Here is a 13,434-nt window from a genome sequence, read left to right as displayed (position 1 = left end):
TCAGGCGGGCGGGGCGTGAAAGCCGGTGTTGCGGCCTAGGGTGGAGAGGAGGCGGGTTAGTTCGGGGGCGCCTCGGGGGGTGGGGCGGGGTGGGGCGATGAGGCCGTCGCGGCGGAGGGCGGGGGCGATTACCTGGGCGGTGGCGAGGGCGTGGTGGATGAGGTCGGGTTCGGGGTGGAGGGGGAGGGCGGCGGCGGTGGCGAGGTCCCAGGCGTGGACGATCAGTTCGAGGACGTAGGTGTCCAGGAGGGTGCGGAGGGGGAGGTCGCCGAAGCCGGGGAAAGGGATGAGGCGGTTGAGGGCCTCGGGGGTGAGGGAGGACTGGCAGGCGGCGCGGGCCGACTTCCAGGCGGTGAGGGGGTCGGGGCGGGCGAAGCGGGCGGGGGTGTGGGAGACGTCCGGGGGAGTCTCGCCCCGGGTGAGGGCGATGATCTCGTGCTGGATGCCGATGACGTGGCCGGCGACGTCCCTCGCCGTCCATCCGGCACAGGGGGAGGGGGCCTCCCAGGCGTCGGCGGGGACGGCGGACGCGGCCTCCTCGAAGAGGTCGAGCGCGCGGCGGAACCCGCCGGGCTCTTCGGTGGCGGAGGACGTCATGGAGGACAAGGTGACCGCTGGGGCGGGCGCTCTGTCAACCGCAACGCCGGTTCTGGACTGCGCCGGATAGTGTCGCGGGTATGGACAGTCTGTTCGATGAGCCCGCCGAGGAGGCGCGGCGCGCGCACGAGCCGCTGGCGGTCCGGATGCGCCCCCGGAACCTTGACGAGGTCGTCGGCCAGGCCCATCTGACCGGCCCCGGCACCCCCGTCCGCCAGCTCGTGGAGCGCGACGCCCCCATGTCGCTGGTGCTGTGGGGGCCGCCCGGCACGGGTAAGACCACGCTGGCCTCGGTCGTCAGCCGGGCCACGAGCCGCCGTTTCGTGGAGATCTCCGCGGTGTCCGACGGCGTCAAGGCGGTCCGCGACGCGATCGCCGAGGCCAAGCGCAGCCTCGGCATGTCCGGCAGGCAGACGCTCCTGTTCGTGGACGAGGTCCACCGCTTCAACAAGGCACAGCAGGACGCCCTGCTCCCGGCCGTGGAGAACCGCTGGGTGTCGTTCATCGGCGCGACCACCGAGAACCCGTTCTTCTCGGTGAACTCCCCGCTGCTGTCGCGCTCCCTGCTCCTGACGCTCCAGCCGCTCGGTGACGACGAGGTGCGCGAGGTCCTGAGACGGGCGCTGAGCGATGAACGGGGCATCAAGGCCGATCTCACCCCCGAGGCCGAGGACCACCTCGTCAGGCTCGCCGGAGGGGACGCCAGGCGCACCCTCACCTATCTTGAGGCGGCCGCGCTCGTCGGCGACGGCAAGATCACCGTCGACGTCCTGGAGAAGGCGGTCGACCAGGCCGCCGTCCGCTACGACCGCGACGGCGACCAGCACTACGACGTGATCAGCGCGTTCATCAAGAGCATCCGCGGCAGCGACCCCGACGCCGCCCTGCACTACCTCGCCCGGATGATCGTCGCGGGGGAGGACGCCCGTTTCATCGCCCGCCGCCTCATCGTGCACGCCAGCGAGGACATCGGCATGGCCGATCCGACCGCGCTCCAGACCGCGGTGGCCGCCGCCCGTGCCGTCGAGCACGTCGGGCTGCCTGAGGCGCGGATCAACCTCGCCCAGGCGGTGATCCACCTCGCGCTCGCGCCCAAGTCCAACGCGGTGATCACCGCGATTGACGAGGCGATGGCCGACGTGCGACGCGGAAATGTCGGACATGTCCCGAACCATCTGCGCGACGCCCACTACAAGGGCGCGGAGAAGCTAGGCCACGGCAAGGGCTACCTGTACCCGCACGACCACCCCGGCGGCGTCGTCGCCCAGCAGTACGCGCCCGACGAACTCGTCGGCCGCCGCTACTACCGGCCGACCAGGCACGGCGCGGAATCCCGCTGGGCCGAGGTGCTCGAACGGATCGGCAAAGTGCTGCGCGGCCGCTGACCGCCGGGCTACCCGGGCGTAACCCGGGACGGGGCGCGATCACGGTAAGGTCGCGTATAGGAGGGGCCCTTGACGGCCTCCGACGGAAAGACCCCGAGGGCACTCGCCCCGCTCAAGCCCGGCAGGGCGACCGCGTCCCGATTGGAAAGACCCCGATGCTCACTGGTGGACAGCTCGCTGGTCTGATCGTTGCAGTCTTCTGGGCCATTCTCGTGTGCTTCGTGTCGCTTGTCCTGCTGCGCCTGGCCAAGGTGCTGCGCGAGGCCGCCAAGCTCGTCACCGACCTCGGCGAGCAGGCAGGTCCGCTGCTCGACGACATGGCCAAGACCGTCGAGCAGGCGGGCGAGCAGCTCGACCGGACCGACGCGATCACCAAACAGGTCGCCGGGGTCACCCAGAACGTCTCGGCGGTGACGACGGTGATGACGTCGGTGGTGAGCGGCCCGCTGGTGAAGGCGGCGTCCTTCTCCTACGGGGTGCGCAAGGCGCTGAGCCGTCCCGAGCAGCCCGCGCGGCCGCAGATCCCGTCGCAGCGCAGGGGGCGTCGATGAGAAGGCTGTTCTGGATCGGCGTCGGCGCGGGAGCCGCCCTGTACGCGCAGCGCAAGGCCGTCAAGTTCGTCCGGAGCCTCACCCCGCAGAACCTCGCGGTGCTGGCCGTGGAGAAGGCGGTGGAGCGCGGCGAACTGGCCGGGCACCGGATACGGGAGCTCGCCGAGGACGTCAGGTACTACGCGGCCGAGCGCGAGGCCGAGCTGAACGAGGCGATCGAGCTCGACCAGGCCCCGCCGATCGACCCGCGCGGCCGCATCCCCGGACGCGTCCTGCGCGCCAAGCCCCTGGACACCGGGCCGCCCGCCAAACGCCTGGGGACCGGGCCCCGCGAGATCGACAATCCCGACAGTCGTAACAAACCCAACAACAAGGACGGAACACATGGAGTCGGCTGAAATCGCGCGCCGATACCTGCGGTACTTCGAGGAGAAGGGCCACCTCGTGGTGCCCTCGGCAAGCCTCGTCGCCGAGGACCCGACGCTGCTGCTGGTGCCCGCAGGCATGGTTCCGTTCAAGCCCTACTTCCTGGCCCAGCGCACCCCGCCCGCGGCCCGGATGACCAGCTGCCAGAAGTGCGTCCGGACGCCGGACATCGAGGAGGTCGGCAAGACCACCCGGCACGGCACCTTCTTCCAGATGCTCGGCAACTTCTCCATCGCCGACTACTTCAAGGAGCAGGCGATCCCCTACGCCTGGGAGCTCCTGACGAAGTCGCAGGCCGACGGGGGCTTCGGCTTCCCCGAGGAGAAGCTGTGGGTCACCGTCCTGCACGACGACGACGAGTCCGCCGAGCTGTGGCACAAGGTCGTCGGCGTGCCGATGGACCGCATCCAGCGGCGCGGCCTGGCCGACAACTTCTGGCACATGGGCGTGCCGGGCCCCGGCGGCCCCTGCTCGGAGATCTACTACGACCGCGGCCCCGACTACGGCCGCGACGGCGGTCCCGAGGCAGACGAGGACCGCTACCTCGAGGTCTGGAACCTTGTCTTCATGCAGTTCCAGCTGAGCGCGGTCAGGTCGAAGACCGACTTCGACATCAGCGGCGAGTTGCCCGCCAAGAACATCGACACCGGCATGGGCCTCGAGCGGATGGCCGCCATCCTGCAGGGCGTCGACAACATCTACGAGACCGACACGATGTGGGCGATCCTGGACAGGGCCGCCGACCTCACGAAGTCGCGTTACGGCAAGGACGCTACCGACGACGTCTCCCTCCGCGTGGTGGCCGACCACGTCCGCTCCGGGATGATGATGGTCGCCGACGGGATCATCCCGTCCAACGAGGGTCGCGGGTACGTGCTGCGCCGCATCCTGCGCCGCGCGATCCGCAAGCTGCGGCTGCTCGGCGGTTCCGAGAGCGGCCTCATGCACGAGCTGACCGCGACCGCCGTCAAGGCGATGGGCGAGCAGTACCCCGAGCTGGTCCGGACCGCCGCGAACATCCACACGGTCATCGACGCCGAGGAGGACGCGTTCCTGCGCACGCTGCGCACGGGCGAGACCATCTTCGACGTGGCCGCCGCGGAGTCCAAGCGCTCGGGCCGCGCGGTCGTCGGCGGCGCCGACGCGTTCAAGCTGCACGACACCTACGGCTTCCCGATCGAGCTGACCCTGGAGATGGCGGCCGAGCAGGGCCTTTCGGTCGACGAGGACGGTTTCCGCCGCCTCATGCAGGAGCAGCGCGATAGGGCCAAGGCCGACGCGCGCGAGAAGAAGACCGGCAACGCCGACATCTCGGTCCTCGGCGACCTGCTCGACCAGGCGGGCGGCAAGGTCGACTTCCTCGGTTACGGCTCCTACGACGCCGAGGCCCGCGTCGTCGGGCTGCTCGTGCACGGCGCGAACGTGGCCGAAGCGCCCGAGGGCACCGAGGTCGAGGTCGTGCTCGACCGCACCCCGTTCTACGCCGAGGGCGGCGGCCAGCTCGCCGACCAGGGCGTCATCAAGTTCCTCGGCGGCGCGGTCATCGAGATCCGCGACGTGCAGTCGCCGCTGCCCGGCCTGACCGTGCACCGCGGCGTCGTCAAGAGCGGGCTCGCCAGGTCCGGCGACACGGTCCTGGCGGAGATCGACCGCTCCCGGCGGGTGGCGATCTCCCGCTCGCACAGCGCGACCCACCTCGTCCACGCGGGCTTCCGCAAGGCGCTGGGCGAGTCGGCGGCGCAGGCGGGCTCGGAGAACTCGCCGGGCCGCTTCCGCTTCGACTTCACCGCCGCGGGCGCGGTCCCGGCGACGGTGCTGCGTGACGTCGAGGACGAGGTCAACGAGGTCCTGATGCACGACCTCGAGGTGCGCGCGTTCGTCACCTCGCAGTCCGAGGCCGTCGCGATGGGCGCGATGGCGCTGTTCGGCGAGAAGTACGGTGACGAGGTGCGCGTCGTGGAGATCGGCGAGTACTCGCGCGAGCTGTGCGGCGGCACCCACGTGGGCAGCTCCGGCCAGCTCGGAGTGGTGAAGCTGATGAGCGAGTCGTCCATCGGCGCGGGCGTGCGGCGCATCGAGGCGCTGGTCGGCATGGACGCGTTCCGGTTCCTCGCCAAGGAGAACGTGCTGGTCAACCAGCTCGCCGAGCAGGTCAAGGCGCGCCGCGAGGAGCTGCCGGAGCGGATCGCGGGCCTGGTGACCAAGCTGCGCGAGGCAGAGAAGGACCTTGAGCGGCTGCGCGCCGAGCAGATCCTGTCGGCGTCGGCGGGGCTCGCCGAGGCGGCCAAGGACGTGAACGGCACGGCGTTCGTCGGCCACCGGGCCCCCGACGGGGTCGGCGCGGACGACCTGCGCAAGCTCGCCCTCGACGTCAGGGAGCGGCTGGGGGCGCGTCCGGCGGTCGTCATGATCACCGCGGTGCCCAAGGACCGGCCGGTCGTCGTCGTGGCGGTCAACGAGCCGGGACGCGGGCGCGGCCACAAGGCGGGCAGGCTTGTCGGCCTCGCCGCCAAGGTGCTCGGCGGAGGCGGCGGCGGCAAGGACGACCTCGCCCAGGGCGGAGGCGCTGACCCCGGCAGGATCGAGGAGGCGCTGGCGGTGGTGGAGCGCCAGGTGGGCGCCGAGTGAGGAACGGTGTTCGGCTCGGGGTCGATGTGGGCAGTGTCCGTATTGGCGTCGCCCGCAGCGACCCCGCCGGCATCCTCGCCGTTCCCGTGGAAACTGTGCGGGCAGGGCGGGGCGATGTCGCGCGCATCGTCGCGCTCGTGTCCGAATTCGAAGCCCTGGAGGTGATCGTGGGACTGCCCGCCCACCTCTCCGGCAAGGAGGGGCCCGCCGCGGCCTCAGCCAGGGCATTTGCCACTAGATTGGCACGGAAACTCCCCTTCGGTACGGTACGCCTTTACGACGAGCGTTTGACGACCGTGACCGCCGCGAGCGGTCTGCGGTCCGGCGGAACCAAGGCGAAGGACCAGCGACGAGTGATCGACCAGGCGGCGGCCACGGTGCTGCTCCAGGCCGCGCTCGACGCCGAAAGGCTCACCGGCAGTCCGCCGGGCGTGCCCGTCAAGGGGAGAGAGTGAACGACGACTTCTGGGGCGAGGAGCCCCGGCGCGAGAGCCGCGTCGACCGGACCGACAAGCGCAAGCGCGAGAAGCGCGACAAGCGCAAGAAGCGGGGCGGGGGCGCGGCCGCGATGGCCGCCGTCCTCTTCCTCGTGGTCGTGCTCGGCGGCGGAGGGTACTTCGGCTACACCAAGCTCGAGTCCTTCATGCGGCCCCCGGACTACGACGGCAAGGGCACCGGCGAGGCGACCATCGAGGTCAAGGAGGGCGACTACACCTCCGCGATCGCCGAGACCCTCTACAAGGCCGACGTGGTGAAGTCGAGCAAGGCGTTCATCAAGGCGGCCGAGGAAGAGCCGAAGATCCAGGGCGTCCAGCCCGGGTTCTACAAGATGCGCAAGCAGATGTCGGCCACCGCCGCCGTCCAGCTCATCCTCGACCCCGCCGCCCGCGCCCACATCCTGACGATCCCCGAGGGCCTGTGGGCCAAGGAGATCTACCAGAAGCTCTCCAAGGAGAGCGGCATCCCCCTCAAGCAGTTCAAGAAGATCAAGGCCAAGAACCTTGGCCTGCCCTCCTACGCCAAGGGCAACGTCGAGGGCTACCTCTTCCCCGGCCAGTACAACCTCCCCCCGGACGCCTCGGCCACCGAACTCGTCAAGATGATGGTCGACCGCTTCAAGGAGCAGATCCAGAAGGTCGACCTCAAGGCCGGCGCGAAGAAGCACAAGATGACCCCCGGCGAGATCATCACCATGGCCAGCGTCATCCAGGCCGAAGCCTCCAAGCCGGAGGACCAGGCCAAGGTCGCCAGGGTCATCTACAACCGCATCAAGATCGGCCGGAACCTGGAGTTCGACACCCCGGTCATGTACGCGCACGGGTTCCGCACCATCGACGTGCGCGACAAGCACCTCTTGATCGATTCGCCCTACAACCTCTACAAGCACGCGGGCCTGCCGCCCGGCCCGATCAGCCAGCCCGGCATGTCCGCGATCGAGGCCGCGCTGAACCCGAAGCCCGGCCCGTGGATCTTCTTCGTCGCGGTCGACCCGGTCAACCAGATCACCGAGTTCGGGGTGACCGAGGAGGACTTCGCCAAGCTGAAGGCCAAGTTCAACAAGTGGCTGGAAGAGAACCCGCAGCCGTGACCCGCGCCGCCGTCCTGGGCTCGCCGATCGCCCACTCCCTGTCCCCGGTCCTGCATCGGGCCGCCTATGCGGCCCTGGGCCTTGCCGGCTGGACGTACGAGCGGCACGAGTGCGTCGAGGACGGTCTGGCCGCCTTCCTCGCCCGGGATTTCGCGGGCCTGTCCCTCACGATGCCGCTCAAGCGCGTCGCCCTTGACTCCGCCGACGAACGCAGCGACCTCGCGGTGAAGACGGGAGGCGCGAACACCCTGGTCCGCCTCCCGGGCGGCGGCTGGTCGGCCGACAACACCGACGTCCACGGCATCGTCCAGGCCCTCGCCGAAGCCGGGATCACCGAGGTCGACCGCGTGGTCGTGCTGGGCGGCGGCGCGACGGCGGCGTCGGTCCTCGCCGCCGCGTCCCTGCTGGGCGCGGAGCGTGCCGCGCTGGCCGTCCGCACCCCGGCCCGCGCCGCCGAGACCGCGGCGGTCGGCCCACGCTTCGGCCTCCCCACCGAGGTGGTCCCCTTCGCCGAGCTGGAGTCGGCCCTGGAAGGCGCTGACCTCGTCCTGTCGACCCTCCCGGGCGACGCCGCGGCCCCCTACGCGGCGCTCGTGGCGGCGTCCAAGCTCCCCCTTTTCGACGCCATCTACGCCCCCTGGCCCACCGCCCTTGCCAGGGCGGCCCTAGCCGAGGGCACGACGGTCGCCAACGGCTTCGCCATGCTCCTGCACCAGGCGGTCCGCCAGGTCACCCTGATGACCGGCGTCGCGGACGTCCCCGTCGCGGCGATGCGCGCGGCGGGCGAAGCCGAACTCGCCCGCCGCGCCGCCGCGCGCTAGGCGTCGCTGGAGGCGGACCAGATGTTGATGCCGGCTTCTACGGCGTCGGCGTCGATGGTGGCGAGTTCTTCTCGGGTGAAGGTCGGGTTCTGGACGGCGCCCAGGGAGTCTTCCAGCTGGCGGACGCTGCTCGCGCCGATGAGGACCGAGGTGACCCGGGGGTCGCGCAGGGCCCAGGAGAGGGCGAGCTGGGCCATGGTCTGGCCTCGCTCGGCGGCCAGGGCGTTGAGGGTGCGGACGTGGGTGAGGATCTCGTCGGTGAGGTGCTCCGGGCGCAGGAAGCGGTTCTGGGCGGCGCGGGAGTCGGTGGGGATGCCGCTCAGGTAGCGGTCGGTGAGGACGCCCTGGGCCAGGGGTGAGAAGGCGATGCAGCCGACGCCCTCGGCTTCCAGGGTGTCAAGGAGGCCGCCCTCGATCCAGCGGTTCAGCATCGAGTAGGACGGCTGGTGGATGAGCAACGGGGTGCCCATGTCACGGAGGATCGCGGCGGCCTCGGCGGTGCGTTCCGGGGAGTAGGAGGAGATGCCCGCGTACAGGGCCTTGCCGGACCGCACCGCGTGGTCGAGCGCGCCCATCGTCTCCTCGAGCGGAGTGTCCGGGTCGAACCTGTGGCTGTAGAAGATGTCGACGTAGTCGAGGCCCATCCGCTCAAGCGACTGGTCGAGGCTCGCCAGCAGGTACTTGCGCGAGCCACGGTCGCCGTACGGGCCCGGCCACATGTCGTACCCGGCCTTGGTCGAGATGACGAGCTCGTCACGGTACGGCCGGAAGTCCTGGGCGAGGATCTCGCCGAAGTTCTTCTCCGCCGAGCCGGGCGGGGGACCGTAGTTGTTCGCCAGGTCGAAATGGGTCACCCCGAGGTCGAACGCCCTGCGCAGGATCGCGCGCTGGGTCTCGCGGGGCTTGTCGTCGCCGAAGTTGTGCCACAGGCCCAGGGAGACGACGGGCAGTCGCAGGCCGCTGCGCCCGCAGCGGCGGTAGGGGAGGTCGTTGTAGCGGTCTTCCGCGGCCTGGTAGCTCATGATCGAGATTCTAGGAGCAACGGTCAGGCGTGCTTGCCCTTTCGCTGTTCGGCGGCGACCTGAGCGAGGACCGCCGTGGCGTCGAGGGCGGCGGTCCGGTCGGCGCGGGTCTCGCGCGGGTCCGCGGCGGCCTCGTCGGTGGGCTCGGCGGGCGCGGCGGGCTTCTCGGGGGCCGGGTGGGTGAGCTGGAGGTGCAGGTCGCCGCCGCAGTGCGGGCACGCGACGGTCGCGGTGGCGGCCGCGCCGGACGCGGCGGGAGCGGCGACGGGGACGCGGCGGCGCAGCCCGGGGGCGGCGACCAGGACGAGCAGCAGGAACGGCCAGACCCACGGGTAGGACGAGGTCTCGGCGGTGAAGACGATCTCGCGGGCCTGCCCCTCGATCTCGCCCCTGATCTGGTACGACCCGAACGCGGGCCCGCTGAGCTTGACCGGCACCCGGAAGGTCTTGGACGCGCCGGGCTCGATGGTCCCCAGCGCGGGCGCGGCGACGATGCCCGTGGGGTCGGGCGCGCGGCCGACGGCGATGCTGACGGGTGCGTCGGAGACGGGAAGGTCGCCGTCGTTCTTCACCGTGTAGACGAGCGTCCGGTCGGCGGGGCCGCCGAACCACGCGGCGGACGGTCCGCCGCCCTCGAGCGAGATACTGGTGACCGTCAGGGACGGCACCGCGGCGTCGACCTCGGCGCGCTGGCTCTCGCTGAGCGTCTTCACGCCCTTGACGGTGATCGGCACGGTCCGCGCCTGGCCGCCGCCGACGGGCCGGACGGACACCACACAAGGGCAGCCGACGGGCGGCTTGGCGACCGTCAGCAGGGCGGTGGCGCTGCCCTGGGGGCCGACGAAGGTCGTCGCGGAGGAGGCGACCGCGCAGTCGGCGGTGCCGCGCCTTCCCTCGTTGCCGCACAGCTCGACCGAGACGTTCCCGCTCGGCCAGCCCGACAGCCGGACCGTGACGGTCTGGCCGGGCGAGACCTCCTGGCGGTCGATCTCGACTGTCGCGCCCTGCGCGCTCACGGGCATCAGGGCCAGGGCGGCCACCAGGACGGACTTCACTTACTTCACCTTCCGGGTCAATCGGGTAAGGGGGCGGGACGCGTCAGCGGCGGGCGGGGCGGCGGCGTCGGATCAGCAGCAGCGCGATCACGACCGCCGCGCCGAGCACGACCCACGGGACCGCCCAGAACGTGATCGACCGCGTCGTCGGGTCGATGCGGGCGGGGGACAGGCCGCCCGGGTCGGACGGGGTCAGCCGCACCGACGCCTTGAGCGGACCGGCCGGGAGCACGCCGGTGATCTCGTCGGTGAACGTGTAGGACGAGCCGGGCAGCAGCTCGGGGATCTCGCGCTCGGCGGCCGCGCCCTGCGGCCAGGTGAACAGCGCCTCGGTGTAGACCTTCGCGTTGGCCGTCAGCCGGATGTTGCCGGTGTTGGTGACGCGGTAGCTGACCTTGACCGTGCGGTCGCCGACGATGGGCCCGTCGTGCGAGGCGGTGATGCGGTCGACCTTCAGCGCGGTCGTCGTCGGCCCGTTGACGCGCAGGTGCAGCCGGGCCGCGACGCGGCGGTCGACGTTCACCTTCTGCCCGTCGCCCGTGGTCTCCTGCTGGGTGACCGCCGCCAGGACGCCGCCTGAGTGGTCGCCGGGCGCGGCGTTCTCCGGCACCTTGACGGTGAACGGGACGTCGACGCGCTTGCCGGGTTTGACGGTGAAGGTGCGCTTGGTCAGGGAGATCCATGATCCGACGTCGTCGGGCTTCTTGTCGGCGGTGAGGAGCGCGAAGGAGCCGTCGGCGGTGTTGAACGCGTCGGTCGCGTACACCTTGAAGGTCATCTTCTCGGAGCTGCGGTTGGTGACGCCGACCGTGTCCTTGATGGTGTCGCCGGGCGCGGCCGAGTAGCTGAAGTAGTCGCGGCCGGTGGGGCCCTTGGGTCCGGACGGCTGGACCGACCAGCTGAAACCGGGCGAGGGCGCGAGCGCGAGTGTGGTGGCGAGCACCAGGTTGGTGATCAAGGTCGGACTCCGGGGAGAATACGGGGGTGCGGGATGAGGGCGCCGTTACCGTCCTCATCCCGCACACTTCGGGTGGCCCGGTCGGTTAGGACAGGGTCAGGGTGAGCGTGCCGGTGTAGGTGCCGGTCGAGGCGCCCGCTGGGATGTTCAGCTTGAGGGCCGCGCCCAGCTCGAAGATGCCGCCGCTCAGGCCGCCCTCGGCGGAGCCCAGGGTGCGGGCCTGGTCGAGGCCGGTGATGGCGGGGCCGGGCACCGCCACGCCGGTCGAGCCGTCGTTGACGGCGGCGGCCGACGGGGTCCAGCCCAGGTTCGCACCCGGGATGACGGAGCCCTCGGAGGTGGTGAAGTCGCCGACCTGGCCGACGAGGCTCCAGCCCGCGTCGGTGCCGCGGGTGTCGGTGACGGTGACCTTGTTGAGGTCGCCGGTGGCCGAGCCGCCGCGGACGGCGCTGGTCAGCGCCACGTTCGGACCCGCGACCGACAGGGTGAGGGCGCCGTCGCCGGTGACCTCGGTGGTGATGACCTGCTGGTCGGTGGCCCCACCCGGGTTGCCGGGGTTGCCGGGCTCACCGGGGTTGCCCGGGTTGCCGGGCTCGAGGTCGCTGCCCTCGAAGGTGACCGGGGTGAAGGTGTCCTGGCTGCGGTCGGCCGCGCCGTGCGCCGCCATCGTGATGATGTAGCACTGGGTGACCATGCAGTCGATGGCGTTGCCCGCGCCGTCGGTGTACTGCGCCTTGATGTCGGTCAGGTCGAAGCTGAAGGTGCCGTCGGCGTTCAGCTTGTCCTGTCCGGCGGACGGGTTGCCGTTCTTGTGGACCCACTTCACCTTCTGGAACGCGCCGGCGTTGGTGAACCAGGCGGCGCTGGTGTCGCGCCAGCCGAAGCCGACGTAGACGCCGAAGCCGTTGTTGGCGTTGGCGTCGAAGCCGGCGCCGGTGACGCTCAGGGTCTGGCCGGCGGGGTTGACGCCGGTGGCCGGGGTGACGTTCACCTCGGGACCCGCCGCGTAAGCGGGGGAGGCGAGTCCGGCGACGAGGCCGGCGCCCACCAGGATGGGGAGAGCGCGCTTGCGCAAGTGTCCTCCTTCAGAGGGGGTTTGGTTAGGTAAGCCTTACCTAACCGGTCCGCTAACTTAGCGGATGTCTTTCCGGTCGAGTCAAGGAGCCCCAGACATGTCCGACCTTCCGTTCGGTCCCGACGCCGTCGCGGCGATCGCCGCGCACATGAACGGCGACCACGCCGAGGACAACGTCCTCATCTGCCGCGCGTTCGGCGACGTCGAGCCGTCGTCGGCCCTGGTGACCGGGCTTGACGCGCAGGCGCTCGTCTTCACCGCGGTCGTTGACGGCGGCGACGCCGAGGTGCGGGTGCCGTGGAGCGCCCCGCTCAAGGACCGCGTCCAGGTGCGGCACGAGGTCGTGCGGATGTACCAGGAGGCGTGCGCCAAGCTCGGCGTAGAGCCGAGAGGGCACTGAGTGGAGCCGCGCGGGCGCTGAAGCACCGGGTGGAGCGCCCGTCGCGCGCGGCGTGAGCGTCGCGCGCGGCGGGCCCGTCTCATCTGCGGGCCGTCGCACGGCGCAGCAGCGGCCGCGCGCCGAGGCCCGCGCCGACGGCGACCGCCATCGCGGCCCAGAACGGCCACGCGGGCGCGGCGTCGGACGCGGAGACCGCGACCGCCTCGAGCGGCGTCGCGGCGGGCGCGTCGGCTCCGGCGATGGCCGCGGGCGCGGCGGTTCCCGTCTGCACCGGGCCCGTCGACGGCTGCGCGGCGGTGCCGCCCGTCCCTGCCCCTGACGAGCCGGTCGAGCTGTTCCCCGACCCCGACGAACCGGTCCCGGACGAGCCCGACCCTGACGAGCCGGACCCGGACGAGCCCGATCCCGAGGTTCCCGACCCGCCCCCCGACGAGCCGCCCTTGAAGGAGACCGGCGTCGAGGTGTCCTGGCTGCGGTCGGGCACGCCGTGCGCGGCCATCGTGAGGATGTAGCACTTCGTGACGGTGCAGTCGACCTTCTTGCCGTTGCCGTCGGTGTAACGGGCCTGTACCGAAAGGGTCACGCTGAAGCTGCCGTCGGCCTTCATCTCGGCCTGTCCCGCGCCGCCGCCCGCGCCGCCGGTGTGCACCCACTTGGCCGCGCCGAAGAGGTTGGCGTCGAGGTGGTAGTTGGCGGGCTTCGGGCCGAAGACGACGTACACGCCGAAGCCGTTGTTGGCCTTGGCGTCGAAGCCGGAACCGCTGATGGAGACGGTGTTCGCGCCCGTCGCGGACAGTCCGGACGACGGTGACACGCGGAGGGTTCCTGCCGAGGCGGGGGAGGCGTTGGCGACGGTCAGCGCGCACGCCGCGCCGACGGCGGCGAGGGCGGCTGCTGCGCGGTTCGTACTCATGGCAAGACCAATCAG

At 71.3% G+C, this 13,434-nt stretch carries 14 protein-coding genes; 8 read left to right on the top strand and 6 right to left on the bottom strand.

The features are described from left to right. Nucleotides 1–597 (bottom strand): TIGR03086 family metal-binding protein, encoded by a 597-nt coding sequence (locus R9X44_RS11000; RefSeq protein ID WP_319813950.1) that lies wholly within the window; start codon nt 595–597, stop codon nt 1–3. A gap of 80 nt (nt 598–677) precedes the next feature. Between R9X44_RS11000 and R9X44_RS10995 the strand changes: the two genes are divergently transcribed. The 7 genes from R9X44_RS10995 (at nt 678) to R9X44_RS10965 (ending at nt 7,996) form a co-directional block, all read left to right on the top strand. Continuing rightward, on the top strand, nt 678–1,982 hold the full coding sequence (locus R9X44_RS10995) for a replication-associated recombination protein A (protein WP_319813949.1): 1,305 nt from the start codon (nt 678–680) through the stop codon (nt 1,980–1,982). Between the two features lie 155 nt (nt 1,983–2,137). Further along, complete coding sequence (locus tag R9X44_RS10990; protein WP_319813948.1) at nt 2,138–2,533, top strand: DUF948 domain-containing protein; 396 nt, start codon at nt 2,138–2,140, stop codon at nt 2,531–2,533. Then, the gene (locus tag R9X44_RS10985; protein ID WP_319813947.1) at nt 2,530–2,931 is read left to right on the top strand and encodes a hypothetical protein; all 402 of its coding nucleotides are present in this window, start codon (nt 2,530–2,532) and stop codon (nt 2,929–2,931) included. The genes R9X44_RS10990 and R9X44_RS10985 overlap by 4 nt, the downstream gene beginning before the upstream one ends. Next, nucleotides 2,918–5,587, top strand: coding sequence for an alanine--tRNA ligase (gene alaS / locus R9X44_RS10980; protein WP_319813946.1), 2,670 nt, complete (start codon nt 2,918–2,920; stop codon nt 5,585–5,587). Before R9X44_RS10985 ends, alaS begins: the two co-directional genes overlap by 14 nt. After that, the gene (gene ruvX / locus R9X44_RS10975; protein ID WP_319813945.1) at nt 5,584–6,042 is read left to right on the top strand and encodes a Holliday junction resolvase RuvX; all 459 of its coding nucleotides are present in this window, start codon (nt 5,584–5,586) and stop codon (nt 6,040–6,042) included. Before alaS ends, ruvX begins: the two co-directional genes overlap by 4 nt. Further along, nucleotides 6,039–7,175, top strand: coding sequence for an endolytic transglycosylase MltG (gene mltG, locus R9X44_RS10970; RefSeq protein WP_319813944.1), 1,137 nt, complete (start codon nt 6,039–6,041; stop codon nt 7,173–7,175). The genes ruvX and mltG overlap by 4 nt, the downstream gene beginning before the upstream one ends. After that, complete coding sequence (locus R9X44_RS10965) at nt 7,172–7,996, top strand: shikimate dehydrogenase (RefSeq protein ID WP_319813943.1); 825 nt, start codon at nt 7,172–7,174, stop codon at nt 7,994–7,996. The genes mltG and R9X44_RS10965 overlap by 4 nt, the downstream gene beginning before the upstream one ends. Here R9X44_RS10965 and mgrA read toward each other — a convergent pair. The 4 genes from mgrA to R9X44_RS10945 all read right to left on the bottom strand — a co-directional run bounded on the left by mgrA (nt 7,993) and on the right by R9X44_RS10945 (nt 12,106). Next, the gene (gene mgrA, locus R9X44_RS10960) at nt 7,993–9,018 is read right to left on the bottom strand and encodes an L-glyceraldehyde 3-phosphate reductase (protein ID WP_319813942.1); all 1,026 of its coding nucleotides are present in this window, start codon (nt 9,016–9,018) and stop codon (nt 7,993–7,995) included. The genes R9X44_RS10965 and mgrA overlap by 4 nt on opposite strands. A gap of 23 nt (nt 9,019–9,041) precedes the next feature. After that, nucleotides 9,042–10,073, bottom strand: coding sequence for a hypothetical protein (locus R9X44_RS10955; protein ID WP_319813941.1), 1,032 nt, complete (start codon nt 10,071–10,073; stop codon nt 9,042–9,044). Nucleotides 10,074–10,116: 43 nt separating this feature from the next. Next, on the bottom strand, nt 10,117–11,031 hold the full coding sequence (locus R9X44_RS10950) for a WxL protein peptidoglycan domain-containing protein (RefSeq protein ID WP_319813940.1): 915 nt from the start codon (nt 11,029–11,031) through the stop codon (nt 10,117–10,119). An 85-nt stretch (nt 11,032–11,116) separates the two neighbouring features. Beyond that, entirely contained in the window at nt 11,117–12,106 is a 990-nt protein-coding gene (locus R9X44_RS10945) for a WxL domain-containing protein (protein ID WP_319813939.1), read from the bottom strand. Nucleotides 12,107–12,203: 97 nt separating this feature from the next. Between R9X44_RS10945 and R9X44_RS10940 the strand changes: the two genes are divergently transcribed. Then, the gene (locus tag R9X44_RS10940) at nt 12,204–12,506 is read left to right on the top strand and encodes a DUF2470 domain-containing protein (protein ID WP_319813938.1); all 303 of its coding nucleotides are present in this window, start codon (nt 12,204–12,206) and stop codon (nt 12,504–12,506) included. 79 nt (nt 12,507–12,585) lie between these two features. Here R9X44_RS10940 and R9X44_RS10935 read toward each other — a convergent pair whose 3' ends face one another. Continuing rightward, nucleotides 12,586–13,419, bottom strand: coding sequence for a hypothetical protein (locus R9X44_RS10935; protein ID WP_319813937.1), 834 nt, complete (start codon nt 13,417–13,419; stop codon nt 12,586–12,588). Between the last annotated feature and the right edge of the window lie 15 nt (nt 13,420–13,434).

It is taken from the genome of Actinocorallia sp. A-T 12471 (genome assembly GCF_033875155.1).
Classification (GTDB): Bacteria; Actinomycetota; Actinomycetes; order Streptosporangiales; family Streptosporangiaceae; genus Actinocorallia.
This window is presented reverse-complemented; position numbering and strand designations above follow the sequence as displayed.

Bases quoted from the DNA above. Each gene is read 5' to 3' on its own strand.
- R9X44_RS11000 (WP_319813950.1), bottom strand. From the start codon at position 597: ATGACGTCCTCCGCCACCGAAGAGCCCGGCGGGTTCCGCCGCGCGCTC.
- R9X44_RS10985 (WP_319813947.1), top strand. From the start codon at position 2,530: ATGAGAAGGCTGTTCTGGATCGGCGTCGGCGCGGGAGCCGCCCTGTAC.
- R9X44_RS10995 (WP_319813949.1), top strand. From the start codon at position 678: ATGGACAGTCTGTTCGATGAGCCCGCCGAGGAGGCGCGGCGCGCGCAC.
- alaS (WP_319813946.1), top strand. From the start codon at position 2,918: ATGGAGTCGGCTGAAATCGCGCGCCGATACCTGCGGTACTTCGAGGAG.
- R9X44_RS10990 (WP_319813948.1), top strand. From the start codon at position 2,138: ATGCTCACTGGTGGACAGCTCGCTGGTCTGATCGTTGCAGTCTTCTGG.
- R9X44_RS10935 (WP_319813937.1), bottom strand. From the start codon at position 13,419: ATGAGTACGAACCGCGCAGCAGCCGCCCTCGCCGCCGTCGGCGCGGCG.
- mgrA (WP_319813942.1), bottom strand. From the start codon at position 9,018: ATGAGCTACCAGGCCGCGGAAGACCGCTACAACGACCTCCCCTACCGC.
- R9X44_RS10940 (WP_319813938.1), top strand. From the start codon at position 12,204: ATGTCCGACCTTCCGTTCGGTCCCGACGCCGTCGCGGCGATCGCCGCG.